Source organism: Mucilaginibacter aquaedulcis, assembly GCF_030409325.1.
In the GTDB taxonomy this organism is placed as follows: Bacteria; Bacteroidota; Bacteroidia; order Sphingobacteriales; family Sphingobacteriaceae; genus Mucilaginibacter; species Mucilaginibacter aquaedulcis.
The window spans coordinates 2,085,964-2,110,874 of sequence record NZ_JAUFPR010000002.1; the positions used below are offsets into that span (position 1 = coordinate 2,085,964).

At 41.7% G+C, this 24,911-nt stretch carries 14 protein-coding genes, 1 tRNA gene and 1 riboswitch; of the genes, 8 read left to right on the top strand and 7 right to left on the bottom strand.

From position 1 onward, the window contains the following. Window positions 1–76: 76 nt before the first annotated feature. Entirely contained in the window at window positions 77–376 is a 300-nt protein-coding gene (locus tag QWZ01_RS13035; RefSeq protein ID WP_290323776.1) for a hypothetical protein, read from the top strand. Window positions 377–439: 63 nt separating this feature from the next. Here the strand turns inward: QWZ01_RS13035 and QWZ01_RS13040 are convergent, their stop codons facing one another. Both QWZ01_RS13040 and QWZ01_RS13045 read right to left on the bottom strand, forming a co-directional pair. After that, window positions 440–2,824, bottom strand: coding sequence for a TonB-dependent receptor (locus QWZ01_RS13040; RefSeq protein WP_290323777.1), 2,385 nt, complete (start codon window positions 2,822–2,824; stop codon window positions 440–442). A 138-nt stretch (window positions 2,825–2,962) separates the two neighbouring features. Next, window positions 2,963–3,153, bottom strand: a riboswitch (cobalamin riboswitch). A gap of 172 nt (window positions 3,154–3,325) precedes the next feature. Next, window positions 3,326–5,836, bottom strand: coding sequence for a phosphocholine-specific phospholipase C (locus QWZ01_RS13045; RefSeq protein ID WP_290323778.1), 2,511 nt, complete (start codon window positions 5,834–5,836; stop codon window positions 3,326–3,328). A gap of 1,074 nt (window positions 5,837–6,910) precedes the next feature. Between QWZ01_RS13045 and QWZ01_RS13050 the strand changes: the two genes are divergently transcribed. The 3 genes from QWZ01_RS13050 to QWZ01_RS13060 all read left to right on the top strand — a co-directional run bounded on the left by QWZ01_RS13050 (window position 6,911) and on the right by QWZ01_RS13060 (window position 12,164). Beyond that, a complete protein-coding gene (locus tag QWZ01_RS13050; protein WP_290323779.1) occupies window positions 6,911–10,141 on the top strand; it encodes a SusC/RagA family TonB-linked outer membrane protein in 3,231 nt (1,076 codons plus the stop codon). A gap of 20 nt (window positions 10,142–10,161) precedes the next feature. Continuing rightward, a complete protein-coding gene (locus tag QWZ01_RS13055; protein WP_290323780.1) occupies window positions 10,162–11,820 on the top strand; it encodes a RagB/SusD family nutrient uptake outer membrane protein in 1,659 nt (552 codons plus the stop codon). 149 nt (window positions 11,821–11,969) lie between these two features. Then, entirely contained in the window at window positions 11,970–12,164 is a 195-nt protein-coding gene (locus tag QWZ01_RS13060; RefSeq protein WP_290323781.1) for a hypothetical protein, read from the top strand. 69 nt (window positions 12,165–12,233) lie between these two features. On the opposite strand, the gene QWZ01_RS13065 is transcribed toward QWZ01_RS13060, so the two are convergent. The 3 genes from QWZ01_RS13065 to QWZ01_RS13075 all read right to left on the bottom strand — a co-directional run bounded on the left by QWZ01_RS13065 (window position 12,234) and on the right by QWZ01_RS13075 (window position 13,439). Continuing rightward, window positions 12,234–12,734: a VOC family protein gene (locus tag QWZ01_RS13065; RefSeq protein WP_290323783.1), complete on the bottom strand. Its 501-nt coding sequence runs from the start codon at window positions 12,732–12,734 to the stop codon at window positions 12,234–12,236. 27 nt (window positions 12,735–12,761) lie between these two features. After that, window positions 12,762–13,100 carry a hypothetical protein gene (locus QWZ01_RS13070; protein WP_290323785.1) on the bottom strand — a complete coding sequence of 113 codons (339 nt, stop codon included), beginning with the start codon at window positions 13,098–13,100 and terminating at the stop codon, window positions 12,762–12,764. A 252-nt stretch (window positions 13,101–13,352) separates the two neighbouring features. Further along, window positions 13,353–13,439, bottom strand: a tRNA-Ser gene (locus QWZ01_RS13075). Window positions 13,440–13,603: 164 nt separating this feature from the next. Here QWZ01_RS13075 and QWZ01_RS13080 point away from each other — a divergent pair. Beyond that, window positions 13,604–14,449, top strand: coding sequence for a universal stress protein (locus QWZ01_RS13080; RefSeq protein ID WP_290323787.1), 846 nt, complete (start codon window positions 13,604–13,606; stop codon window positions 14,447–14,449). Window positions 14,450–14,485: 36 nt separating this feature from the next. Here QWZ01_RS13080 and QWZ01_RS13085 read toward each other — a convergent pair whose 3' ends face one another. Beyond that, window positions 14,486–15,277 (bottom strand): helix-turn-helix domain-containing protein, encoded by a 792-nt coding sequence (locus QWZ01_RS13085; protein ID WP_290323789.1) that lies wholly within the window; start codon window positions 15,275–15,277, stop codon window positions 14,486–14,488. Between the two features lie 85 nt (window positions 15,278–15,362). Here QWZ01_RS13085 and QWZ01_RS13090 point away from each other — a divergent pair, with 85 nt between their 5' ends. From QWZ01_RS13090 to QWZ01_RS13100, 3 genes are read left to right on the top strand one after another with little or no spacing between them, the layout of a single operon-like run. After that, window positions 15,363–16,697: a TolC family protein gene (locus tag QWZ01_RS13090; protein ID WP_290323791.1), complete on the top strand. Its 1,335-nt coding sequence runs from the start codon at window positions 15,363–15,365 to the stop codon at window positions 16,695–16,697. A 1-nt stretch (window position 16,698) separates the two neighbouring features. Then, window positions 16,699–17,769 carry an HlyD family secretion protein gene (locus QWZ01_RS13095; RefSeq protein ID WP_290323793.1) on the top strand — a complete coding sequence of 357 codons (1,071 nt, stop codon included), beginning with the start codon at window positions 16,699–16,701 and terminating at the stop codon, window positions 17,767–17,769. Continuing rightward, window positions 17,766–19,361, top strand: coding sequence for an MFS transporter (locus QWZ01_RS13100; RefSeq protein WP_290323796.1), 1,596 nt, complete (start codon window positions 17,766–17,768; stop codon window positions 19,359–19,361). Before QWZ01_RS13095 ends, QWZ01_RS13100 begins: the two co-directional genes overlap by 4 nt. A gap of 51 nt (window positions 19,362–19,412) precedes the next feature. Here the strand turns inward: QWZ01_RS13100 and QWZ01_RS13105 are convergent, their stop codons facing one another. Then, window positions 19,413–24,689: an OmpL47-type beta-barrel domain-containing protein gene (locus QWZ01_RS13105; protein WP_290323798.1), complete on the bottom strand. Its 5,277-nt coding sequence runs from the start codon at window positions 24,687–24,689 to the stop codon at window positions 19,413–19,415. Window positions 24,690–24,911 lie beyond the last annotated feature (222 nt).

Sequence of the window (24,911 nt, forward strand, 5' to 3'; positions counted from 1 at the left end):
AGGGACTTATTTACACTCATCTATCGCATACACCACCTCACTTTTTTTCAAGCACTAAAACTTTTAATTTTGGCGGATGAAAATTAGAACTTTATTAAATCTCTCAACATTATTAACACTCAGTTCCTGTAGTAAAGACCCCAAAAATACCGCTACCGACCAATCACTTTTAGGCACCTGGAAATACAATAATTACAACATCGTAATCAATAATACAGATGGTATCCCTGCACCTTACGTTGTAACACTCATCAGCGACAGCCTGATCATACAATATCCACCATCAATTAATTTAAGATACAAGCTACTTTTGGTTGATGGCTCAAAAATGGTGGTAACCTCCAACGATAGTTTGTTTGTTTATCAAAAACAATAATTTGAGATCAATATTTCCGAACGCTACCCATTAGCATTTAAGCGAATAAGAATAAACATCCAACTAAAAAAAGAAACTTACATGCGCCAGGGCTGCAAATTTTGTACCCGGCGTAAACGCCACACCATCAACTGGTGATTCTCCCTTGAGGCGGGTTTCTGTTTCAAATTGCGATTCTTTCCATTTCACATTAAACAGGTTATTAATGGTTAAGCCTACCTCGTATTTGGGTTGGGTGTAATTCAATACCAGATCGTTTACAAAATAGCCCACCGCGGTTAAACTGTAATCCTCATTAGCAGGGCGATCACCCAGATAACGATAACGTAAGCTGCCATTAAAACCGCTTTTGCTTAGGTAGGTAATGCCGCCTGTACTGCTCCATACTGGCGCTAATGGAATATAGTTTTGCCCAGATGGGTCATCCAAGGCTCGGCCATGCGCGTAGTTCAAGTCGGCATCAATGAACAGGAATGATACGGGCTGGTAGCGGGCAGAAAGGTCAAAGCCCATGCGTTGTGTACGTCCGCTGAAATCAACCGTACCGCCATCGCCGCCATAAACAAACTCTTTGGATAGGTATCCGTACCATATGGCAGTATTGATCAGCAGAGATTTAACCGGTTTAAATACAGTTCCTAAATCTGCATTATAGGCAGCGGCTAAACCCTCTGCACCGCCTGTTGCCGCCATTACACGGGCATCGTTTGAGTTAAAGCCTTTGCCAAGCGATAGATAAACCTGCGTTTTATCCGTAGCCTGATAATAAAAGTTGATTTTAGGGCTTATGATGTTATTATTTTCTTTGTAAACACCTACACCGCGTAGTGTTGTATCGCTGGCCAGCTTGTTATTGTATTTATAGTAGAACTGATCAAACCGCAAGCCTGCGTTTAGGGTAAATTTAGAGTTGAATTTAAACGTTTCGCTGATGTAAGCCCCTGCGCTAAACACGGTGATATCACCCAATTTAATAGGACTAACTAATGTGTAACGATTAACCGTATGTGATAATTCAGAATTATCGGTAACATCCAACCGCGCGTTGATTCCTACATCGGTAGTTACTTTTACATCGCCCAGATATCCCTCGTGAAAGTAGCTACCGTTATAACCATATAAATTACGAGCCTCTCTTTGCCTTATTTCATCGCCATTTACAGTATCAACCAAAAAGAAAGTAAAATTGCTGTGCAGATCAAATTTATATCTGGAGTAATATAATTGATTTTTTAGCAGGTCATGCTCGCCTAATGTTGTTAACAGTTGCGCGTTAATATTGGTACGGGAGGTTACACCACCCTCATTGGGGTCAAGCGCACCGTAGTAAGCAACCTTTCCCTCATTTATGGCACTCTCAGGTATCTGGCCAGATGCAAACCAACTGCTGTAAAGCGTAGAAGCAGTCAAGGTTAGCCAGTTATTAGCTGATATTTTGCCATGGTATTTGGTAAAAAAATTGAAGCGCTTAAAATGCTGTGGATTATCAAAGTAACTGTCGCTATACCGGTATTCTGAAGCAGCGTACCATGATTGGTTATTAGCCTTAGCTTTTTCGCCTAACAAATTTACCATAGCTAAAACCCGGTAGGTATTGAACTGTCCTCCTTCTACCTTAACCGTATTTTGGCTGATGGCATTAGCCGTATGAAAATCCACAGCACCGGTTACATCCAGGTCACCTTTTTCGGCATCATATGATCCTTTTTTATAGCTTGTACTTTCAATGGTTTCGGGGATAATAAAGTGGCTGTCGGCATAACCCTGAGCGTGTGCATGGGATACCATATTGATCGGTATGCCATCAGCATAAAGGGCAATGTCTGTACCGTGGTCGTTATCAAAGCCGCGTAAAAATATCTGCTCGGCTTTACCTCCACCCTGGTGCTGCCCTATAAACAACCCCGGCACCATGCGCAACACTTCCTGCGAGTTGGATACGCCGCGCATTTTAACATCCATTTCGCTGAGGGCCTTATATGGATTTGCCGAGTTACCCGAGATAACCACATCAGACAGCTGAGTTTGCTGCGGAACAATTGCGAATACCTTGTTTTTTTGAAAATCAGCTGTGGTGGATATCCTTTTTTTATAACCCACGGCAGATATGGTAATTGTGCGGCCAGCACCTATGCTTTTAAAATAAAAATTACCGTTTCCATCGGTAATATCAACATGGTTGCCGGGCGTTAAGGTAACGGTTACACCATTAACAGGTACACGTGTTGCGCTGTCAATGATCTTGCCCGAAAGGCTGCTTTGCTGTGCAAAAAGTAATTGACTGCTGCAAAGCAGCAATAATATCAGCAGTAATTTTAATTGAACGGAAGCTCTACTCCCGGTTTGGAAAATTTTCGGTCTGGCTTTGTCTGTGTTTGAAACGCTGCAGATTTTTTTTAATTCACACTGGCTGCCAATACGCGGGGAGCCAAGTTTTTGTGTTAGCATTTTTTTAAAAGATTTAATGAACAAGTCAGTTAAAATCCCTTAGCTAAACTTCGCAATGCTGATGAGGAATAAAATAGAAGATGCCTGCGTAAACAATTGTAAACGCATTGAACAAACCGCTGCTTTATACCGCGAAAGCATTGTCAATTAAGTATGGCAGGTATCCTGACTTGTAACATTTTTGCCGCCCTTCCCATTCCGGCTAAAGAACAGTGAGCATAAATTGGGCAAAAACTGGTTGTGTTACTTACAGTTGCGCGACAGTCCGTGATTTGCACACGGTTCCCTATTAATTTACGTAATGTAAAACCTATACCGGTTGATGAAGAATAAAGTAAAGAACTTTTAGTGGCGGCAAAAGTAGGTAATTACAAATGATTTAATGTATACGTTTTTCCGAATTAACACTTGAATAATCTGTCGCGAAAAAAGGCTTTTCCGGAGCTATTTAAACAGCACCGGAAAAGCCTTTTCAAATCATTTATATAAATTATTATGCTGTTAAATAACTCCTCCCATTAAGGGATCTGTCTTGGTAACAGCGCCGGTTTCAACCCTGCCTGCAAACCGTTCTTCAAAATCATTAAACCCTTTAAGCTTAACACCGCAATCATACCAGTTGTGATTCTTGGTTAAGTTTAAAACTATCTTTGCGCTACCCCCACCAGGCACAACTTGTGTTTGTTGGGGAGCTTTATAACTTTTATCACTTATAATAACAGTATGGGGTTTGCTATCATGATTGGTAATATTAACTACAACATTACCGGTTAGCCTTGCAGCGCTTAGTCGCCCGGCCTCATAATCAATACTAATTTTAACTTTAGGATTATTATTATTCCCAGTGAACTCGCGATAGAACCCATTAGGGCCGTAAACCTTCAGGTGGTATGCCTGATTTTCAAAATCGTTAATATTCCATTCATCGGTTAGCGTATCGCCTGCAGCGGCACTGTAATCCCAGGCACGCAGTTGCTCTTGCTGGTAGGGGTTAACGGCGTACACCTTAAATGGCGACCCCGCTGCCTTATTGCCATAAACCTTATTCCCGGCTTTAAATGCTATCTCATATGTTTTTTTGGCCGGGTTAAAATAACCGTCGGTATATAACTCGTAAGGTAAGGCGCAGGCCGGTTTTATGCCTTTTTCCTGTTTAGGAAAATATGGCGATTGGGTATGATCGGTATTGATCTGTTCAATTTCGGCAGCGGTCAACTTTTTAAAATTAGATGGAACCTGTTTAAACTGTGCCTGATGAATGCCCTCCATAAAAGGTTTCTTTTCCAGGAATAACGGCCCATCTATTTTTTCGCCATGATATGGTCTAAAGGCAGATGTAAGATCGCCGCAAATGGTACGGCGCCACTGCGTAATATTTTCTTCCTTTATCTTTTTATTAAATTTCTTTTCTAAAAAATTCTCAACAAACTGTAATGAAGAAGTATGATCAAACACTTCTGAACAAACATAACCACCACGTGTCCATGGCGATGCAATGATCATCGGTACCCGGTAACCTAAACCTACCGCGCCTTCACGGATATTGGCATCAGTGGCCGATGGGTTGGTCTGCTGATCTTTAGTAACAAAATCAAGCTTAGGATCAATACCTGCCGATACCTTTCCTGTATGTTCTTTATACGGGTTTGGCACAACATAAGGAGGTACATGATCAAAGTAGCCGTCATTTTCATCATAGGTGATCACAAAAATGGTCTTCTTCCAAACTTCGGGGTTTTGCAGTAAGATCTCCATCGCCTCGCTCACATACCAAGGGCCAAACCAGGGTTCGCCCGGATGATCTGAAAAATGAGCCGGCGGCATCAGCCAGGATACAGTTGGCAATGTTCCGTTTTTAACATCTTCCCTGAACTGGTAAAAAACATCGCCCTTGGGCACGTTCAATGTGCGCTCAGTACCTTTATCATCATAAGTCAGCGGACTTAATTCATGATAATCGGCGCTGTTTATATTTGTTGAAAAAGCTTTACTGTTTAAGGCCTGCCCATTTTTACTCAGGCTTTCAAAACTGGCTTTAGTATATTTGATTTGTGCTGCTTCAATATTAGCCAATACCTTTTTGGCAGCGGCTAATCTTACGGCGTTGCCTTCGGCCGGTTGTTTTTCCAGCTCGGCAATTTGTTGCAGAATGCTTTCTCTTTTTGTTTGCAGATTGGCAATACCGCCTTCATGCAGGCGCACGTTGTATTGTTTAAAATACTCCAGCACATTGGTACCAAAATTACTTAACCAGGCGCTTTCCTCAGATTTAAGTCCGTAGCCCATGGTAAGTTCGTTCTGGTATACCTTCCAGCTAACACCTTGTTCTTCTAACCTTTCAGGATAAGTAGTCCATTCCAGTTCAGGGTAGTCATAGTTACTGATGTTCCACAAATGAGCTATACCCTCAGGTGTATTGTTTTCACGAACGGTGCCTGTCATCCAATAGTAGCGGTTGGGGTGTGTACCTGTAATGCTCGAGCAAAAATTCTGATCGCAAACGGTAAAAGCATCGGCAAGGGAATAATAAAATGGAAAATCTTCCCTGTCGCAATAGCCCATCGTTAACGGCATATCTGCATAGGCTTTATTGCGTGCCTTTTTTACTTCGAGCCATTTATCATACTTTCCGTTGTTCATCGCATCTGTTTGGTCGCTCCACCCGTGCGGCAGCGATCCCATCCAGGCAATTTTGGTATCCTTTACATCCAGGTGAAAGGGGCCATAGGTATCGCCATTTTTGTTGGTTTGCAGCCAAACTTTGTTCTTATCCGGTAAATTAACCGCACGCGGATCATTATATCCCCTTACCCCCCGTAAAGTTCCTAACTGATGATCGAAAGAGCGATTTTCCTGCATCAGGAAAACAATATGTTCGGCATCATAAAAAGTACTACCCGGCTCCGGATTAATGGCTAATGCCTTTTGAATTACCGGGGGCAACATATTTATTGCCGCAGCACCGCCTGATAATAGCGCAGCTTTTTTCAGAAAATCTCTTCTTGAATTCATTTTATAAATTCGCTTATGGTGGTTAAGTAAATGATCACGGATATTGGTATACGCGACCCAGCTATGCAACTATCACTTTGTAGGAATAGTTATTTTTGGAAAGCACTACAGCTGCCATCAATAAATCGTACCAAATATCTGTCAGTTAATTAAATTTCATGTTAGTAGTATATTAATTATTGATCATGTTATCTGCAACATCACAATATCTGCACATTCAAATATCAATAAAATCTACACACATTTAATTCAACGTTTTTGCCATAAGGGCAATACAAGAAACTTCACGATCAAATGTGCAACCGACGAAAGTCCGGCTGTGAATAACAGAATTATCCCTAACCGATTAAATGTATTAAAATAGTCCAGGAACCCTGATACCGCTTTTCCGTGGTATTGCCACGCCAGTAGAAACACACAGATACCCGTTAGCCACAAGGTCAAGTGCGAATAAAAATAGCGTTGTTTTGAAAACCCGGAACGGCGAAAAGATGCCAGTAATAATACGAGGTGTGCAAGAAAAAGTGTAGCGGCAGTTAATGTAAGTAGATAAAGCATAAGTTGACGTAGTGGCTAAGTTAATTAGCCTGAGCTATTTCGGCAAGTTATTTTTAAAAGTTATTAAGTTGCCTGGAGCGATACTTACAATCGAGCCTTAAACATGAATTCTTTCTACAAATAATAAATCCAGAAGAAAAAATTCACTAAAGAAACCTTTAAAAAACAATTTAAAATAGAAAACATAAAAAAACCGATATAAAGTCTTAAAAATCTTAAACGTTTTACATTTTTTTATTAAAAAATTAAATTAAAATATATCTTTTTAAACAAATTTCAATTTTTAAATGAAAAAATTAAATTTATTTATATAAAAAATTGATTATAAAATTAAATAACTAAAAATAAATTAACATTTATATAATAAAAATTAATATTTATTTAAAATAAGCTAAATTTTATCTTAAAATTTTACACTTTTTTAATACAATATTAAAAAATCAGTCACTTATTGTAAGACAATTGTTACAACTTATATTGTAAATGATTAATTAACTATTAAAACTGATTTTAAGTATGAAAAAAAGTTTCCTCAAAAACTTGACCGGGCTTTTATTGGCATTTTTTTGCCAGTATACTTATGCCCAAAACCGTATTATAACAGGTACGGTAACAGCTAAAGATGATGGTTTACCGGTTCCAGGTGTAACCATTAGTGTTAAGGGCTTGCAAATAGGTACACAAACCTCAGGTTTGGGCAAGTATTCTTTAAGTGTGCCGGCAAAAGGCGGCACACTCATTTTTTCCTTCATCGGTTTCGCGAGGGTTGAAGTTCCCATTGATAACAAAACTGTTATCAATGTGGCCATGGGCACCGATTTTAAGCAGTTAAATGAAGTGGTTGTAACAGGTTCGGGTGTGGCTACCAGTAAAGCCAAGCTCGCTATTGCTGTTGAATCCATAGCCGGAAAAAACCTGGCCTCCTCCCCTCAGGCTTCTATTGATCAGGCATTGGTAGGTAAAATCGCTGGTGCGCAGATCTCCTCAACAGATGGTACACCCGGCGCACGCACCAATATTGTGCTGCGCGGTATAAATACTGTACAGGGCGGTACCTCTCCTATGATATTGGTTGATGGGGTTGAATCCAGATCAACAGACATCAGTTTGCTTGATCAGTCAAGTATTGATCATATTGAGGTGGTGCAGGGTGCCGCGGCATCTACCATTTATGGTGCACAGGGCGCTAATGGCGTTATCCAGATATTTACCAAAAAGGGCGTACAAGGCAAAGTTAAAATTGATGTATCAAGCAGTGTTTCTGCAAGCAGCTTTATTAACAATGGCAATGTACACCAGGCCAAACTCAGCAGCTTTAAAACAGATGCCAATGGTAATTTTGTTGATGCCAGCGGCAATATCATTCAATTGGATGAGGATGCCACTTATCCCGGCATTACCTGGGCCTTCCCTGCCGGGGCCGATAACCCTACCGCGATGTCAAATCCGGCCAACGTTGCTACACAACAGTACGGAACAAACCTCAAATACTATGACCACCTGAAACAACTATTCCGTACGGCTTACACACGCAACCATAGCATAGCCATATCTGGTGGATCTGAAAAAACTGATTATGCCTTAAATATTTCCAACAATCACCAGAAAAGTAATATTGTCAGAAACGGCTATAATGACAGAACCAACCTAACCACCAACTTAGGCACCGAATTATTTAAGGGGTTTACAATAAGATCAATAACCCAGTTAATATATACTAAAAACTCGCTTAACCCAACTTTTGGCTCAGGCGGTAATGCCATATTTAATGCGTTGAACGCCTCACCTTTTTATGATTTCAATCAAAAGCTTCCTGACGGAAACTATCCAAACTCCTTAAACTCCGGCACAGTGAGTGTGAACGGTAACAACCCGTTTTATAATTTACAGTATGCCAGTAAAAGGGACAACCGGGTAGATGTACTTGAAAATATCCAGGCCGATTACAAGATCAATAAGTTTATTGAACTGAGCGCAAAATATGGGATAAACTATACGCATCAGGATATCAATTCCATTTATCAAAATCAGTCAGGAAACGCTAACTCAAATGATACAGAATCATGGGTATCATCAAATAACGGAAATGACAACACAGGTGAGGTTGACAAACAAAGCAACAACACCACTTTTCAAAACTTTAACGGATCGGTAACCATCAGAACCGATTTTGAAAAAGATTTTCACCTTAACGTACCCATAACCACCAGCACCTTGTTGCAGTACGATTATCGTAAAAACAATTTGAACCAGTTTTTAACTTATGGATACAGCTTGCCTACCTATCCAATTTATAACTTCATTCAAACACAAACACAACAGGTACTACAAGACAATACCGAGCCTTTTGTAACTTACGGCTACGTTGTTAACCAAAAAATAGACATAGGCGATTATGCCGGTGTTGGCGGTGGTTTCCGAAGCGATTATTCATCGGCGTTTGGCCAGGGTTCAAAACCATTTACTTTCCCTAATGCCAACGCTTACATCAGGCCATCATCATTTGATTTCTGGAAAAATGGTAGCCTCGGAAACATCATACCCGAATTTAAATTAAGAGGTGCATATGGTAAGGCAGGTATACAGCCTAAACCATTTGACCGCTACCCAACCCTTGATCCTAAAAACGTTGGCAATGCCTTAACTTTCGCCCTACTAAACGCTCAGAAAAACCCCAACCTGAATGTAGAAGTATCAAGAGAGCTTGAAATAGGAACCGATATCGGGATCAAAGGTTTTAGCGGCAACTGGTTAAGTGATATTAACCTGAGCGTTACTTATTGGAACAGAAAAGGTTCAAACGTAATTTTTGACGTCAGCGTTGCCCCATCAACCGGACCGCTTACCTTAAAGACAAACGCTATTGACCTGTCATCAAACGGTATTCAGGCATCGTTGAATATCAGCGTGCTGAGAGCAAAAGACTTTAACTGGAACGTAACCACAAACTTTAGCCACCAAACTTCAAAAATTGACAAAATAAACGGGCCGCCCATCATTTTAACATCAGCAGCAGGCAGCACCCAGGAAGTTTTAATTGCCGGGGCTAAAATAGGCCAGATCTACGGTTACAAAGCCTTAACAAGCTTAAGCCAAACCAACCAGGCCGGTGTTCCTTACATTCAGCCGGCAGATTATGACAAATATGAAATAGTTGATGGCCGTGTGGTTAATAAAACTACTAAGGGCGTACAGTTCACCAACGAGGTATACTCATTAGGTGATCCTAACCCTAAGTTCAACATGTCGTTCATCAATAGCTTCAACTATAAAAATCTTTCATTCGGTTTTCAGTTTGATTGGGTGCATGGCAGCCACTTATATAACCAAACCAAAGAGTGGATGTACCGTGACGGTATAAGCAGCGACTACGACAACCCGGTAACCATTAACGGACAAACCGCCGCCTACACCGCCTATTACCGAAGCGTTTATGCCGATTATTTTGGAGCCAGGAACGGCCCTGCCAGGAACGGAACCAAAGATTACTTTTATGAAGATGCCTCTTTTCTTCGTTTAAGAAATTTAACTGTAGGATATGATTTTACTTCATTGATAGCCAATAAGGTTTTTAAAAGGGTACTGTTAACATTTGCTGCCCGCAACATTTTAACCTTTACCAAGTATACTGGCTTTGATCCTGAAGTTAGCTCAGGCACCTCAAATTCATCATTTGACCGCGGGGTTGACAATAGCTCAACACCAAACAATAAATCATACCAGTTAGGATTAAGTCTTGGGTTTTAATTGACCATAAATTTAAAAACATGAAAAAATATAAATATTTATCAATTTACTTTACAGCCGTTATATTGCTGGTTGCTTCATCCTGCAAAAAACAGCTTGATGTTAAAAATCCAAACTCCCCCACAAAAGATCAGGCCAAGGACGAACCGGGGATAATTTCACTTTCAACAGCAGCCGTATACCTGAATGGTTTCAACGGAAATAATCCCAGCATTATAGCCAATCAAAACTGGCTGGGTGATAGTTACTTTTCATTAGGCATTGGTTTTCATGAACTGCTGGGCGATAACATTTCGGCAGAGGCATCAAACCAGAACATCAACGTTGTTAACCTGCCCGATTATGTAATATTTGATAACGGCACCCGGATAACTAATACCTCGCCTTCAAAAAGTGTACTACGTATAAGCAACGCCCGCGATAAAAAGCCAGCTAATATGTTTTTTTACGAATGGGCATATATGTACTCTTTAAACAATGCCTGTAACCAGATATTATCATTGGTTGATGACATCAAATTTTCAGGCGATGCGGAAACAAAAAAGAACACCATAAAAGCCTGGGCCTACTGGTGGAAAGGGTTCGCCTACTCCAAAATAGGATCAACCTATTACGCGGGTATCATCAACAATGCCGTAGGCGTTGGTGATATATCAAGTTCAGTATCTACCTATGTTACCAGCGCAGCCATGATCGAGGAGTCGAACAAGAACTTTGATCAGGCAAGTACCCTGTTAAGCGGTATTACCAGTACTTCAGATTATAGCCTGGTATTAGGAAAGCTATTGCCAAACTTTGTACAAACCGGAAAGGGCGGCATACTTACCACCGCAATGTGGATACGCAATATCAATACCATGAAGGCCCGCAACCTGCTGGTTAACAAAAGAACCAGTGCGATGACCGCCACAGACTGGAACGCGGTTTTAACATTGGTGAACAACGGTATAAAATCAGACGATTTGGTTTTCACCGGTCGCACAACAGGTACAAATGGATTTTTCTCTGCAGGTTCAGGCTCTGTTGCAGCCATGACCACAGGTTTACCCAAATCAGCTACTTTTAAAGTTAGCGAGCGCCTGATCCAGGAATATAAAACCGGCGATAAACGGCTTGCTGCTAACTTTACCCAAAATCAATACATAAACCAGGTAGGTGGTTTCAGCTTTAGCACAAGATGGCAATTACTGGATGCTAACGGTGTTGATAAAGGCGGCGTAGCGGTATTGAGCGATAAAACCCCTGGTAATTATGAGTTATTTATAGGCAGCAGCTACGAAGAGAACGAGCTGATGAAAGCCGAGGCGCTTATAAACACGGGCAATATAGCCACTGGGGTTGCAAGCATTGACAATGTTAGAAATTACCAGGGAGCTGGCTTACCAGCCTTAAGCGGATCACTGAGCTTTGAAGATGCTAAAGAAGAATTAAGGAGAGAAAGAAGGGTTGCCCTTGTATTCAGAGGTATTGCATTTTTTGATGCCCGCAGATGGGGTGTAATAGATGATATATCAAAGGGTGGCGGCCGTACAAACGCTGTGGTACTTGGCGCAGATGGTGTTTTAAGCACCCATGCCACAATTAACTATAATTTTCTTGATTACTGGGATGTACCGGCAGATGAATCTGTTGTTAACCCACCGGCTGCAGGCAGTGCACCCATTAAAAACCCCAACTGATTTGTATCGTTCTTTATATAGTAATTTCAGTTAATAATACTGTAAGGCCGTGCATGGCAAATTGCACGGCCTTTTAAAATAAATACAAATACTTATAATAGTTAAAACCTTTTGCCCTCAAACTGTTTTATGTTATTAAACAGTACGTTATGGCAAAGCATGATAAAATACCACGCAAGGGAAAACCTTCTGGTAACGGCCGCGAAATTGAAACACTGAACGAGGCAAAACAAGAGGCCCAGGAAGAAAACGATCTCGACACCTCCGAATCATCGGTTAAACATCTGAACCGGCATTTGCATAAAGGCGAAGACCTAAAAACGTTTAAAGACACGGAAGAATAAGCACGGTTTCGTGCTTATTTAATAATTAATCAATAACGTATTTCGCGCTTTAATGAGGCTCCTGTAAGGTTATTTAGTGGTGATCTTTCCCAATTTGGCGTATTCAATATCATTGGGTTCCCATAATTCGATCTTATTGCCTTCCGGATCCATGAGATGCACAAAGCTGCCATAGCTTGCTTTCTCCACCGAATCAGTTGGTGAGATGCCTGCTGCCTTTAGCTTCAGCAAAAGCGCATCAAGTTGCTCAACCCTGTAATTGATCATAAATTGTTTATCAGGATTGCCGAAATATTTGGTGGTTTCTTTAAAAGGCGCCCATAAGGTGAATCCTTTTTTAGTGCTGTCTGCACCTTGGTGCCATTCAAAGTTAGTACCGCTTTCTACCATATGCATTCCCAGATTTTTTTCATACCAGGCTTTTAATGCTGCCGGAGATTTGGCTTTAAAGAAAATGCCGCCTATGCCTGTAACACGCGGGCCTGCAGGTGAGGTATTGGTTAGGCGACTAAAGCCATAGCCCAGTAAAAAGGCAAAGCATAATAAAATAGCGAATGTGATCTTTTTCATAAACACCGTGTTTTAACTTAAAGATAGCTAAAATGACCTTTTCTTTAATTTAAATACATTTATCTTATGAAGAAGGTAATAGAGCACGAAGCCAAGTATAGTCCAGTAAAAGGCAAAACCAATCAGGAAAAAAGGAGGCGGCGTATCCGGGTCCTGGTGCAAAAACTTAATGAAAGGTAACAACGGTCCCATCAAAACAATTTTAACAGGCGATAAAATTGCTGACCCCACCACCTGCCATCTCGCCTGCGAGCTTTGTGCAAATAAAGACTCTGGAGCCTGACCTAATAACAGGTCTGTGCTCAGTATAAAGACAAAGGCAAAAACTACAAAAAGGAAAACGAATTTTGTCCTTGAAATTTTCATGATGCTTTTAATTAATGGATTAATAGGAAACTATTCTTTGTAGCATAAATTTAAAAATTTTACTTTGTTTTTCAAAGTTCTTTTAAAAATAAAAACTCAGAATAAACTATACTAAAGTCTTTTTAATAAAACGATCGGGACTGCTAAAACAAGTGTTTTGAGTAGGAAAAAGTTGATTATGTCACAAAATAAAAAAGCCAGATAAGTTCTATTTATCTGGCTTAATTTTAAGCCCGCTTCGGCGGGCAAGGGCGGAGAGTTAGGGATTCGAACCCCAGGAACCTTTCACAGTTCAACAGTTTTCAAGACTGCCGCAATCGACCACTCTGCCAACTCTCCGGGCGCAAAAGTACAATTCCTTAATACAATCACAAATCTAAAGTGAACTTTTTCTTAACATAAAGTTTATTGGCCTAAATGAATAAATTATTGGCGCAATTTATAAAATTGATTTTCAGCGGATTTGGGAATTTTGCTTCAGATTGATCATAAATAACTAAGCCATGAAAAAAATCTTGATTCCGTTCGATTTCAGCAGATCATCAAACAATGCATTAAGCTATGCGGTAGCGCTGAGTGAACATTATAACGTTAAACAGATCACTTTAGTGGTAAATGTTTACATCACCGAGTTTGAACAATTGATTCCAACTGCCGATTTTATACAATACTCTGTCGATAAGGTTGCGGAACTGGATAGTCAACTACAGGCACAGTTTAAAGCGTTAATTCATGCCATACTTCACCGTTTAAAAAACCGCGTCAGGATCAGTTTTATACTCAGCAAAATTCCTTTTTTACAAACATTAAGAAATCTGCTGCAACAGCAAAAGCCCGATTTAATGTTGATTGGCAGCAATCATGGGGTTTCGGGCGAAGAAAGTTATATAGGCGATCATTTGATCAAGATCGCGAAAACAAGTACCATACCCGTACTCATTATTCCTGAACTTACACGTTACCAGCAAATCAGGCTGGCATTGGTTCCGTTTAATCAAAGTAATTTGCCGGCCATAAAATCATTGGAACAATTGAATAACGCCGAACAATGGCCCCACCCAGATTTGCTCCTGCTCCACGTAAATGATACTCCTGACATACTCCCTGAACAAGAGTTTACTTATAAACTTAAACCAGAAATTACGCAAAACCTTCAACATTACGCTATTTACGAGGCGCCGGGAAAGGATATCCTGAAAAACGTTAACCGTTTCTCCTATGAATATGATCCGCAGCTTATTATCGCGCTCCCGGGGAGGCATAGTTTCCTGTATAAACTAACACATCGTAATATTATTAAGGCCCTTGCCAAAAACAATTATAAACCGGTTCTTATCCTGAAAAGGTAACAAAGCGAAATGTTATTCACCAATTAGCAATTCAGCTTACAGTTGCAATTGCCTGGCAAAGTCAGACGGACGTGTTTTGGTAAGCTGATAGAATATATTACTAAAAGCAGATAAATTATTATAACCCAGGGTATACGCTATTTCGCTCATGGATTTATCTGTCTGCAGCATCATTTCTATCGCTTTGATCATCCTCAATAGTTTGAAGTACTGCAAAAAGGAAATTTTCATGGTTTGTTTAAACAGCCTTGCCAGCGTGCGTTCACTAAAACCGGTTTTATCGCAAAGCTCAGCTAGCGTAAGCGGTTCAAAAAGATGATCATTAATGTACCGGATCACTGGCTGCATCCGTTCATTTTCGGTGGTAGGTACAGCAATGGGTAGTGCTTTCCTGCTGATGTCAGGTAAAATATTCTTTATACCAGCAAGGAAAGGAAAGGCCTTGTCGCCCGGAACAATATGCCCTTCCCATCGGGTGGTGTATGATAGCATTTGCATTAATAAGGCATTAATGGGATAAATCCCGCCCTTATTGAAAAAGGGATGCAGATCATCGTCATCTGCATAGAAATAAATCGATATAATGACCACCGATTTGTGCATTTCTATGTAGTGTTTCATTCCCTTCGGAATCCAAACGTAGTGCCTTGCCGGAATGATCAGCGTTTTTTCTACCAGGTGAATATAAGCTACCCCACCTTCAATATAGATCAGCTGCCCTTTTTGGTGCGCATGTTGGGGCAGCAGAAACTCGTTTCGCTCATGCATCACATACACCGATTCAGGAATACGGTCAATAGCGATCAGGAAATCAGTTGCGTTAATCATTTTGGCAGGAATGAATAAACATTTGGCAATATAGTTAAAATTTAATTTTTACAGACCGGCGAACTTTGTATCAACCAAATACAAAATGAAATCGCACTATACATTATCAATCATACTTGCCCTGTTATTTTCAGGTCAGGTAAGCCGCGGAAACCCTTTACAAGTCGATTCTGTATCCAACTTGCCCCTTACTTTAACGCAGGTGTGGGAACAAGCTGTTCATAGTCGGGATGTTCAGATAAAAGAATTGAAGCTTCAGGGTAGCGGCGAACAAATAAAGGACGCCAAAGCCGACAGGCTTCCGGAAATAAATGTGGAAGGTGAATATGCACGGATCACCAATATGCCGGTATATGATAACGGTATATTTCATTCTCCTTCACAATTTGAGGTATTGCACAGCACCTACACCGTTGGTGCTGATGTTTACTTTAACCTGTACAATGGCAATAAAACTAATATTGAAATTGCTGCCCGGAAAACAGAAAACAAGATAGCAGCCGAGCAACGGAACCTTACCCTTTCTGAAACCAAACTCCGGGCGGCGGCATATTATCTTGACATGCAGCGTACCATCATTTTCCGCGATCTTATGCTCAAGGACATAGCAGCACAGGAAAAGCAATTACTACAAATCAAAGCGCTGAAAACAAATGGTGTAGTCTTGAAAAGCGACGTACTCCGGGCCGAATTAAAGCTTTCAAAACAGCAGCTATCATTGGTTCAGCTCAATAATGATCTGGCTATTGCTAACGAAAAGTTAAACATTTTGATAGGGTTGCCTAAAGATCAACGCATTGTGCCAACCCGAACCAGCGTTTTAGATTCTCTTCATTTAAAGTCAAATCAGGATTATCTGTCGGCAGCAGGAAGTAATGCCTACCAGATCAGGATCTCTGAACAGGAAACAGAATTAAAAAAATTACAGCTTAAAAATATACGGGCCAATGTATCCCCTAAAATTGGATTGTTCGGTATGTATAAATATAGCTATCCGCAAATCTTCCTATACCCCTATTCTCCCTACCTGTATGGTATTGGCATGGGTGGTATCAAAGCATCCTTTTCCATATCATCCATTTACCATAACAGCCACAAGGCCCAGGTAGCCAAACTGGAATATGAGAGCCAGGAAATTGAACACGCTGCAACACAGGATAATATTAACCAACGGGTAGATGAGGCATACCGCCGTTTTAACGAAGCGCTAAACCGCGTTGAGGTAAGTAAAACCAATATAGAACAAGCTACAGAGAACAGGCGTATAGTAAGCAATACTTACTTTAACCAAACCTCCCTGATCACCGATCTTTTAGATGCCGATACACAGCTGCTACAAACCCGTTTTGACCTTGCCGCAGCAGAAATAGCAGCACAACTACAATATTTTCAATTACAAAACATTACCGGGAACCTATAAAATGAACAAGCAACATAACTACACGCAAACAGACAGGCTGATAACCAAGATAACCGCCTGGATAGCCGGCATTATTGCTCTGGCCTTATGTGTATGGGGAATTATTACCATATACAACTTTTATAATTACGATGAAACCAACGATGCCCAGGTAGAATCATACATTAACCCGGTAACCGCCCGGGTGAGCGGCTATATCAAGGAGATCCGCTATGAGGAAAACCAGCAGGTAAAAAAAGGCGACACCTTACTGATCATTGATAACCGTGAGTATGCCTTGCAGCGCGAAGAAGGCGAGGCTGGCTTACAGAATGCGAAATCGCAAGTAAGCGTGTTGGAAAGCAATGTGCAAACCGCGTCAAAAATAGCAGAGGTGAACAGTGCGCAAATTGCTGCTGCCAAAGCTAAGTTAACCCGTCAGCAACAGGAGTATGAGCGCTATAAAAAGCTTTACGATGTAGAATCGGCCACCAAACAGCAATTAGAAAACATTCAAAGCGCCCTGGAGGTAGCCCAGTCTGATTATCAGGCTGCCTTGAATAATTACCAGGCATCATTATCAAAAGTAAATGATAGTAAATCGCAGATAGCCCCGGTGCTATCCGAGATCAAACGGCGCGAACTGATGCTGCAACGTAACCAGCTGGATGTTTCTTACTCTGTGATCACCGCGCCATATAATGGTAAAATGGGCAAGCGCACTATACAACCCGGCCAACAGATACAGGTGGGACAAACCTTAGCCTTTATTGTTGACCAGGAAACAGGAACCTGGGTAGTAGCCAACTTTAAGGAAACGCAGTTAAAATATTTACAGGCCGGCAAACAGGTAGAGATCATTGCCGATGCTTATCCGGATATAAAGATCCGTGGTGAGGTGCTTTCTTTCTCACCTGCTACCGGTTCACGGTTTTCCTTGCTACCTCCGGATAATGCCACCGGAAACTTTGTGAAGATAGCACAACGTATTCCGGTAAAGATCAAGATCACCGACAACAGCAACGTTGTAGGATTATTAAGCGCCGGCATGAACGCCAGTGTACGGGTGAATAAAAGGGGGACCAGATCATGAGTGGTGAAATTCCTGTTTTTAAGTCATGGGCTCCGGAGTGGCTTATACGCTTTGCATTACTGATAGTGGTATTGCCCGGCATTGTTCTCTTCGCCCTATCAGTGAGTAATGTGAATGCGGCGGCAGGTTATTACGGCATCACCCCTAACGATGTTCAATATTCCCTCATCATTTTGTACGGAGCCATGGCCAGCTTTATTGTTTTGGAAGGACGGTTCTTTAAGTATATCGCCAGTAAGGAATACCTGCTCGTAGGCGTTATTTTGCTGACCATTACGTGTTACCTGTGCTATCTCACCCACTCCTTTCTGTTATTGTTAGCCATGCGCTATATTCAGGGCTTACTAACCTGTGGTACCGTGAGCATAACACTCACACTGATGTTCAGCAAACTGCATAGCGAGCGTTCAAAAGAAATTGGCTACTCCATAGTATATTGTGTATTGCTGTGCGTGGTGCCTTTAACCACGCTGCTCACCGCTAACATCATAGATGCATTTGATTATGAGGTAGTTTATAAATGTGCCATATACTCATACCTACCGGGTGCGGTACTGATGCTTTTGATCATGAATAACGTTAGGTTAAATAAAAAGCTGCCTTTATACCGGCTTGACTGGGCCAGCTTTGTCATCTATTCAATTGGGTTGTGCCTTATCGGTTACGTACTGATCTACGGGCAGCAATACGAGTGGCTGGATGATGAGCGGATCACTTACCGGCTTATAGCCATAGCCCTGCTTTTTGCCATTTTCATTATCCGGCAGTTTAGCCTTAAACGGCCATATTTATATCTTCAGGCATTTAAAAACCCAAAAGTTATATTTGGGGCGCTGTTACTTTTTGTATTCTACATCGTTCGTGGCTCCTTTGGGATCACTACTTCATTTATGGGTGGCGTGCTGGGTCTTGATCCTATACATATTGGCTGGCTGCTACTTTTTAATATAGGTGGCATCATTATCAGTGTCATCATTGCATCCCGACTTATTCTTTTAAAATGGCCCACCCGGTTAATATTTATTTGCGGATTCATGATCCTACTCGTGTTTCATGTTTGGATGACCTTCCTTTTTACCACACAGGTTGATACCGCCAGTTTGATCATACCCTTAGTGCTGCAAGGGATGGGTGCCGGAATGCTGATGGTTCCGATCATTCTTTTTTTAGTATCGGCAGTTCCTGCTCAATTTGGAAATACAGGTTCGGCGGTGGGTATTTTCGTTCGCTTTTTGGGCTTTAGTTCCAGTATCGCACTTATTAATTTTTTCCAGCTTTACGGCCAACGTATTCACCTTGATCGTTTTCAGGATGCCGTAAGTTCACTTAACCCTTTGGCCCTACAAAAATTAGCCGGCTATCAGGGGGCACTTACGGCAAAGGGCGTGGCACCAGACCAGGCTGCTAAAATAGCTACCGGACTTTTAAACAAAAGTATGCTTGTACAGGCCCAGTTAAAATTTTCGGTTGATTATTATCACTGGATAAGTTGGTTACTTTTAGGAACTATCTTATTGATAGCATTGTTTCCTTCAGGTCGCCAAACAACAATTAGCATCAGGGAAAATCAACCATCGCCGGTAGTATTTTAACGTGTTATGAACTTTCCAACTAATTATTGGTCGATGAAATCTACCCGATCTTTACTGAACCAAAAATTTCGTATCCGTAGTTCCCGACGAGGATCGGGTATTTATAATATAAATTCCCTTAGTTAAAGTATTGCTTAACCCTATCGAAACCGTTGCCGAGCCATTGCTATCGGTCATGATCTTTTGTGTTTGCTGTAGTCTGCCCATCATACTGGTAACCATCAGCGTTACATTATCATTTTTGTTGAACCCGTCTATTTTAACCGAGAAATAACTGCCCGTATTCGGATTTGGATATACCGTTATTTTCTTTGGCGTATTGGTAGCCTGCGGGTCAAGAACCCTGTTCTGCTGTACTACCGCTAAATTAGGCTGACCACCATTCACCTGATATATTTCGATACCACAGATACCAACCCGGTTGGCAGTAGGATCAAATTTAATATCTAACGACCCATCAGTAACAGTAGTCTTAAAATCCTTAACTATCGCGCTTCGGTACCCAACTTCACTATATATATCAAAATTGGTTAACACCGGCTGGTTTTCCATATTGATACTAAACACACGCTGCCCTGCCGCTGTCCAGTAGTTCTCCGTAAAGAACATACGTACCATGTAGTCGCCATTAGGAATGGGAATCGCATACCTTGTTTCGGCCAGATCTGCAGCTGCCGACAGATAGGTTTGGTACAATGAGTCGATATCTGTTGCAGCTATTGGAGAGGCAATTACCTGCTGATCTAACTTAATAGAACCTTGCCTGTAACTTTTATCAGCCTCATAAACTTTACCTGCTATGGTTACAGCTACATCAGAACCTCCCTTGATACGTTTTACCAGGCCTACCGTTGATAATGAATTATTTGCTATACCATACAACGGAATACGAAGCGGAGAAGATGCGCTGTTGTAATTAACCAATAATACCGCGTTTTTAATACCCACACTGGTTGGTACAAACTTCACGTTTAACGGAGTGGTGGCTTGTATGGCCAGGCTATTTGTTTTTAATGTACCAATAGCAAACTCGGCAGCATTGGGCCCAACTATCTGAACGCTTTTGATCGTAATGGGCGAATCAGTTGTCGAATCCGGATAGGTCATGCCGGTGTTTTTTAAGGTTATTGGAACAGTGGTAGTAGTCCCCGTCATGGCAGCGCCAAAGTTCATATCGGAAGTTGGCAAGGCAGCCAGATCCGAATAATGAAGCGAGCCCGACTCCGGTTTTATGTTTTCTACATAGTACATATTATCCTGGTAGTCATAGTTGGTAAATGGCGTACCCAGGTAATCGCAATCTAAAATATATGCGTTTGGTATAATATTCCCGTTACCATCCATGGCTTTCAGGAAGCGTATACCTATTAAGCCCTGAAAGTTTTTAGTCCGGTCTGATGATGATGATCCAATCTGTATCCCGAATGAACCTGTTGGCGTAAAGGAACCCTGCGCAAGCGCGGTTGTTGAACCCTGAAGGCGCGGCAAAACAGATTGCCCATCCAGTGGATTATGGGTAAACAGCGTAGTTAATTTGGTTGATCCCTTAGCAAAATATTTAAACGATTCTGTAGCAGCACAACAACCATGATAGGCAACCATTTGCCTAACTGTTACTGGTTTACTTGGATCAGCTATAACAAAATAAGATTGCAATACTTCGCTCGAGCTGGGTACCCTTCCTGTTCCGTTATTGCCATTGTCATCATGCCCATATCCTACTACGCTTGTAAAGCCAAAAGAGGTAACTACTTGCTGGGCATAAGGTTCGTTCGTGCTTTCACCCGCTATCTGCCACAACCCCACCAACTTTATTTTCTTTACAGGCGCTATACTGTCAGAGCTTAGTACCGTTAACGTGTCATTCAGAATAGCTAATCTCGTTCCGGCATCCTTAGCTTTAAACTGAATGGTGATATCTACATAATTTTCCGGAAATATTCTGACAGGCAAAGTCGCGGTGGTATCCGTTCCTATTGATACAATTTTCCACGATGCAGTGTTTGATAAGGTTAAGCCCGATATCTTTAATTTTCCGATCCCTTTGTTATTTATCCGGAGTTTTACCCTATCATGATTGGCGTTATATGGTGTAGTATCCGGATCTGTCCGGCGCCATGGTTGTTGTATTAACGAGAATAATAACCTGTCATTTGCCGGGAAGCCGTCCATATTTTGAACGTACATGTATGAGCCCTTCAAATTTTCAGGCGCAACCACAAAGGCTGTTGGGTTTATAGTAGTTTGATTGTTATTTGCATCAACAGCTTTTACTACCATGCTATAATTACCGGGTGTGGTGATAGTAAAGGGCGCCGTATAATTTGCAAATGCCGCATTGTTTAAGGAATACTGCAACGAGCTAAGGCCTGTTCCGGCATCATTAGCATTAAGAAAAACCTGAGCCTGGGTATCATAAGCTCCTGTATTGGTAAGCACACCTGCTAATCGCATACCTGCTGTTGGTGGTGTGGTATCTTTAACAGAGTCGGCAGCGGCGATAGTAATATAGTTTAATTTAGTATTTGTACCGCCTGTTGGATCGATAGTTAATTTACCATCTGTTACCTGCACCACGGCTACGCCTGTAAGGTGTTTCTTTGCGCTTGACGGCACAAAATCTGACACAATAGGAAAACCTTCTACGTTAAGCTGATGGTCGCTATCATAATAATTATCATCACCCGAGCCTACTGTTACCCGGTATTTACCATTTGGCAAAGCATATTCCCAGTTACCCGGCGATTGGCCTTTAGTGGTTGCCTGCAATGAGGCTACACCGAGCAGTTTTTTGTCGGTACTCAACGTCCTAACGGCCATGTTGAGGGTCATATCCTTAGGCGCCTTGGTGGTTGGGTCAATCCATCCGTAACCGCTGGTTGCATTATAAGCCAGCCCGTTATCCGCGGTAAAACCAGCCGGAACCGCTGCCGAAGAGGGGATAAAAGCGATATTAACTGCTTTAAAGCCATTGGGTGTAATGGAAAAATTAGTTGCGCTTGTTATCAACTGATTATTGTTGGCGTCAACAGCTTTAACTGTTATGCTGTAATTACCTGCAGTGGTGATAGTAAATGGAGCCACATAATTGGTATAAGCTCCATTATTAATAGCATATTGTAATGAAGTAAGGCCCGAACCTGCATCATTGGCACTAAGTATTACCTGGGCCTGGCCATCATACGCACCTGAAATTTTAACCGTTCCGGCTAATCGCAGGCTTGCTGTTGGCGCTACCGCGTCAGCTATCGGATCAGCTGCAGTAATGGTGATATAATTTAGTTTAGTATTTGTACCACCTGTAGGATCGATAATTAATTTACCATCTGTTACCTGCACTACGGCTACACCTATCAGGTGTTTTTTTGAACTTGATGGCACAAAGTCTGATACAATTGGAAAACCTTCCACATTAAGCTGGTGGTCGCTATCATAGTAATTATCATCGCCCGAGCCTACCGTTACACGGTAAGTTCCATTTGGAAGCGCATACTCCCAGTTTCCCGGCGATTGGCCTTTGGTAGTTGCTTGTAACGAGGCTACACCAAGCAGTTTTTTGTCTGTACTTAACGTTCTTACGGCCATGTTAAGGGTCATATCCTTAGGAGCCTTGGTGATTGGGTCTATCCAGCCGTAGCCGCTGGTAGTATTATATGCCAGCCCGTTATCCGCGGTAAAGCCAGCCGGAACGGCTGCAGAAGAGGGTATAAAAGCAATATTGACTGCTTTAAATCCGGCAGGGGCTATTGTAAAACTGGTGGCACTGGTTACCAGTTGGTTATTGTTAGCATCAACAGCTTTAACTGTTATGCTGTAATTACCGGCTGTGGTAATATTGAAAGGAGCCTGATAATTGGTATAAGCTCCATTATTAATAGCATATTGTAACGAAGTAAGGCCCGAGCCGGCATCATTGGCACTAAGAATTACCTGAGCCTGCCCGTCATACGCACCAGATAGTTTAACCGTTCCGGCTAACCGCAAACTGGCAGTTGGTGTTACGGCATCGGCTATTGGGTCAGCAGCGGCGATAGTAATGTAGTTTATTTTAGTATTTGCACCACCGGTTGGATCGATGGTTAGTTTACCATCTGTTACCTGTACAACGGCCACGCCAGTAAGGTGTTTTTTTGAGCTCGATGGTACAAAGTCTGACACAATTGGAAAGCCTTCTACATTAAGCTGGTGATCGCTGTCATAATAGTTATCATCGCCCGAGCCCACTGTTACCCGGTAAGTTCCATTTGGTATCGCATATTCCCAGTTGCCCGGCGACTGGCCTTTAGTGGTTGCCTGTAACGAGGCTACGCCAAGCAGCTTTTTGTCAGTGCTTAACGTCCTGACAGCCATGTTGAGGGTCATATCTTTAGGTGCTTTGGTGGTCGGGTCTATCCAGCCGTAGCCTTTAGTTGTATTATATGCCAGTCCGTTATCCGCGGTAAAACCAGTGGGTACGGCCGCCGAAGAAGGAATAAAAGCAATATTGACTGTTTTAAACCCGGCAGGTGCAATGGTAAAACTGGTGGCGCTGGTTACCAACTGATTATTATTAGCATCAACAGCTTTAACTGTTATGCTGTAATTACCTGCTGCGGTGATAGTAAATGGAGCAAGGTAATTGGTATAGGCACCATTATTAATAGCATATTGCAATGATGTAAGACCAGAGCCTGCATCATTGGCATTAAGTATTACCTGGGCCTGCCCGTCATATGCACCCGATAATTTTACTGTTCCGGCTAAACGTAAACTGGCAGTTGGTGCTACCGCGTCGGCTATTGGATCGGCGGCGGCAATGGTTATGTAGTTTATTTTAGTATTTGTACCGCCAGTTGCGTCGATAGTGAGTTTACCATCTGTAACCTGCACTACGGCAACGCCAATCAGGTGTTTTTTTGAACTCGATGGTACAAAATCTGATACTATTGGAAAGCCTTCTACATTAAGTTGGTGGTCGCTATCATAGTAGCTATCATCGCCCGAGCCAACTGTTACCCGGTAAGTTCCATTTGGCAATGCGTATTCCCAGTTACCTGGCGATTGCCCCTTGTTTGTTGCCTGCATTTGCACTACTCCCCGCAAGCGTTGATCAGCGCTCAACGTTCTGACAGCCATGTTCAGGGTCATATCTTTGGGAGCCTTTGTAGTTGGATCTATCCAGCCATAGCCTTTGGAGGTACTATAAGCCAGTCCGTTATCTGGTGTGTAACCGGCAGGTGCTGTTGAAGTTGAAGGCAAAAAAGCAATATTTACAGGAGTAAAAGAATCGATTTTTTTTGCCTTGCTAAATCCGGCTAATGCAACGCCGGGAATGACGAGCATAAGCATGGCAAAGATTATTTGAAATCTGATAAAACGAGTAAAAATCCGGAACATATTGCTATTGCTAAGTGATAAAGTTGAATAATAATAGCAAAATGGATTGGTTCTGAAATTACTGCACAAAAAAACGTACCGAAGTTGTATAACAGTGTGAATAATAGTTCACTAAAAATAAAATCCTATAACTTAAAAGTTAATATTGAGAAGCTTGGGTGAGGGGAATTGGGA

Coding starts and splice junctions, on each gene's coding strand:
- QWZ01_RS13035 (WP_290323776.1), top strand. CDS start 77: ATGAAAATTAGAACTTTATTAAATCTCTCAACATTATTAACACTCAGT.
- QWZ01_RS13040 (WP_290323777.1), bottom strand. CDS start 2,824: ATGCTAACACAAAAACTTGGCTCCCCGCGTATTGGCAGCCAGTGTGAA.
- QWZ01_RS13045 (WP_290323778.1), bottom strand. CDS start 5,836: ATGAATTCAAGAAGAGATTTTCTGAAAAAAGCTGCGCTATTATCAGGC.
- QWZ01_RS13050 (WP_290323779.1), top strand. CDS start 6,911: ATGAAAAAAAGTTTCCTCAAAAACTTGACCGGGCTTTTATTGGCATTT.
- QWZ01_RS13055 (WP_290323780.1), top strand. CDS start 10,162: ATGAAAAAATATAAATATTTATCAATTTACTTTACAGCCGTTATATTG.
- QWZ01_RS13060 (WP_290323781.1), top strand. CDS start 11,970: ATGGCAAAGCATGATAAAATACCACGCAAGGGAAAACCTTCTGGTAAC.
- QWZ01_RS13065 (WP_290323783.1), bottom strand. CDS start 12,734: ATGAAAAAGATCACATTCGCTATTTTATTATGCTTTGCCTTTTTACTG.
- QWZ01_RS13070 (WP_290323785.1), bottom strand. CDS start 13,100: ATGAAAATTTCAAGGACAAAATTCGTTTTCCTTTTTGTAGTTTTTGCC.
- QWZ01_RS13080 (WP_290323787.1), top strand. CDS start 13,604: ATGAAAAAAATCTTGATTCCGTTCGATTTCAGCAGATCATCAAACAAT.
- QWZ01_RS13085 (WP_290323789.1), bottom strand. CDS start 15,277: ATGATTAACGCAACTGATTTCCTGATCGCTATTGACCGTATTCCTGAA.
- QWZ01_RS13090 (WP_290323791.1), top strand. CDS start 15,363: ATGAAATCGCACTATACATTATCAATCATACTTGCCCTGTTATTTTCA.
- QWZ01_RS13095 (WP_290323793.1), top strand. CDS start 16,699: ATGAACAAGCAACATAACTACACGCAAACAGACAGGCTGATAACCAAG.
- QWZ01_RS13100 (WP_290323796.1), top strand. CDS start 17,766: ATGAGTGGTGAAATTCCTGTTTTTAAGTCATGGGCTCCGGAGTGGCTT.
- QWZ01_RS13105 (WP_290323798.1), bottom strand. CDS start 24,689: ATGCTTATGCTCGTCATTCCCGGCGTTGCATTAGCCGGATTTAGCAAG.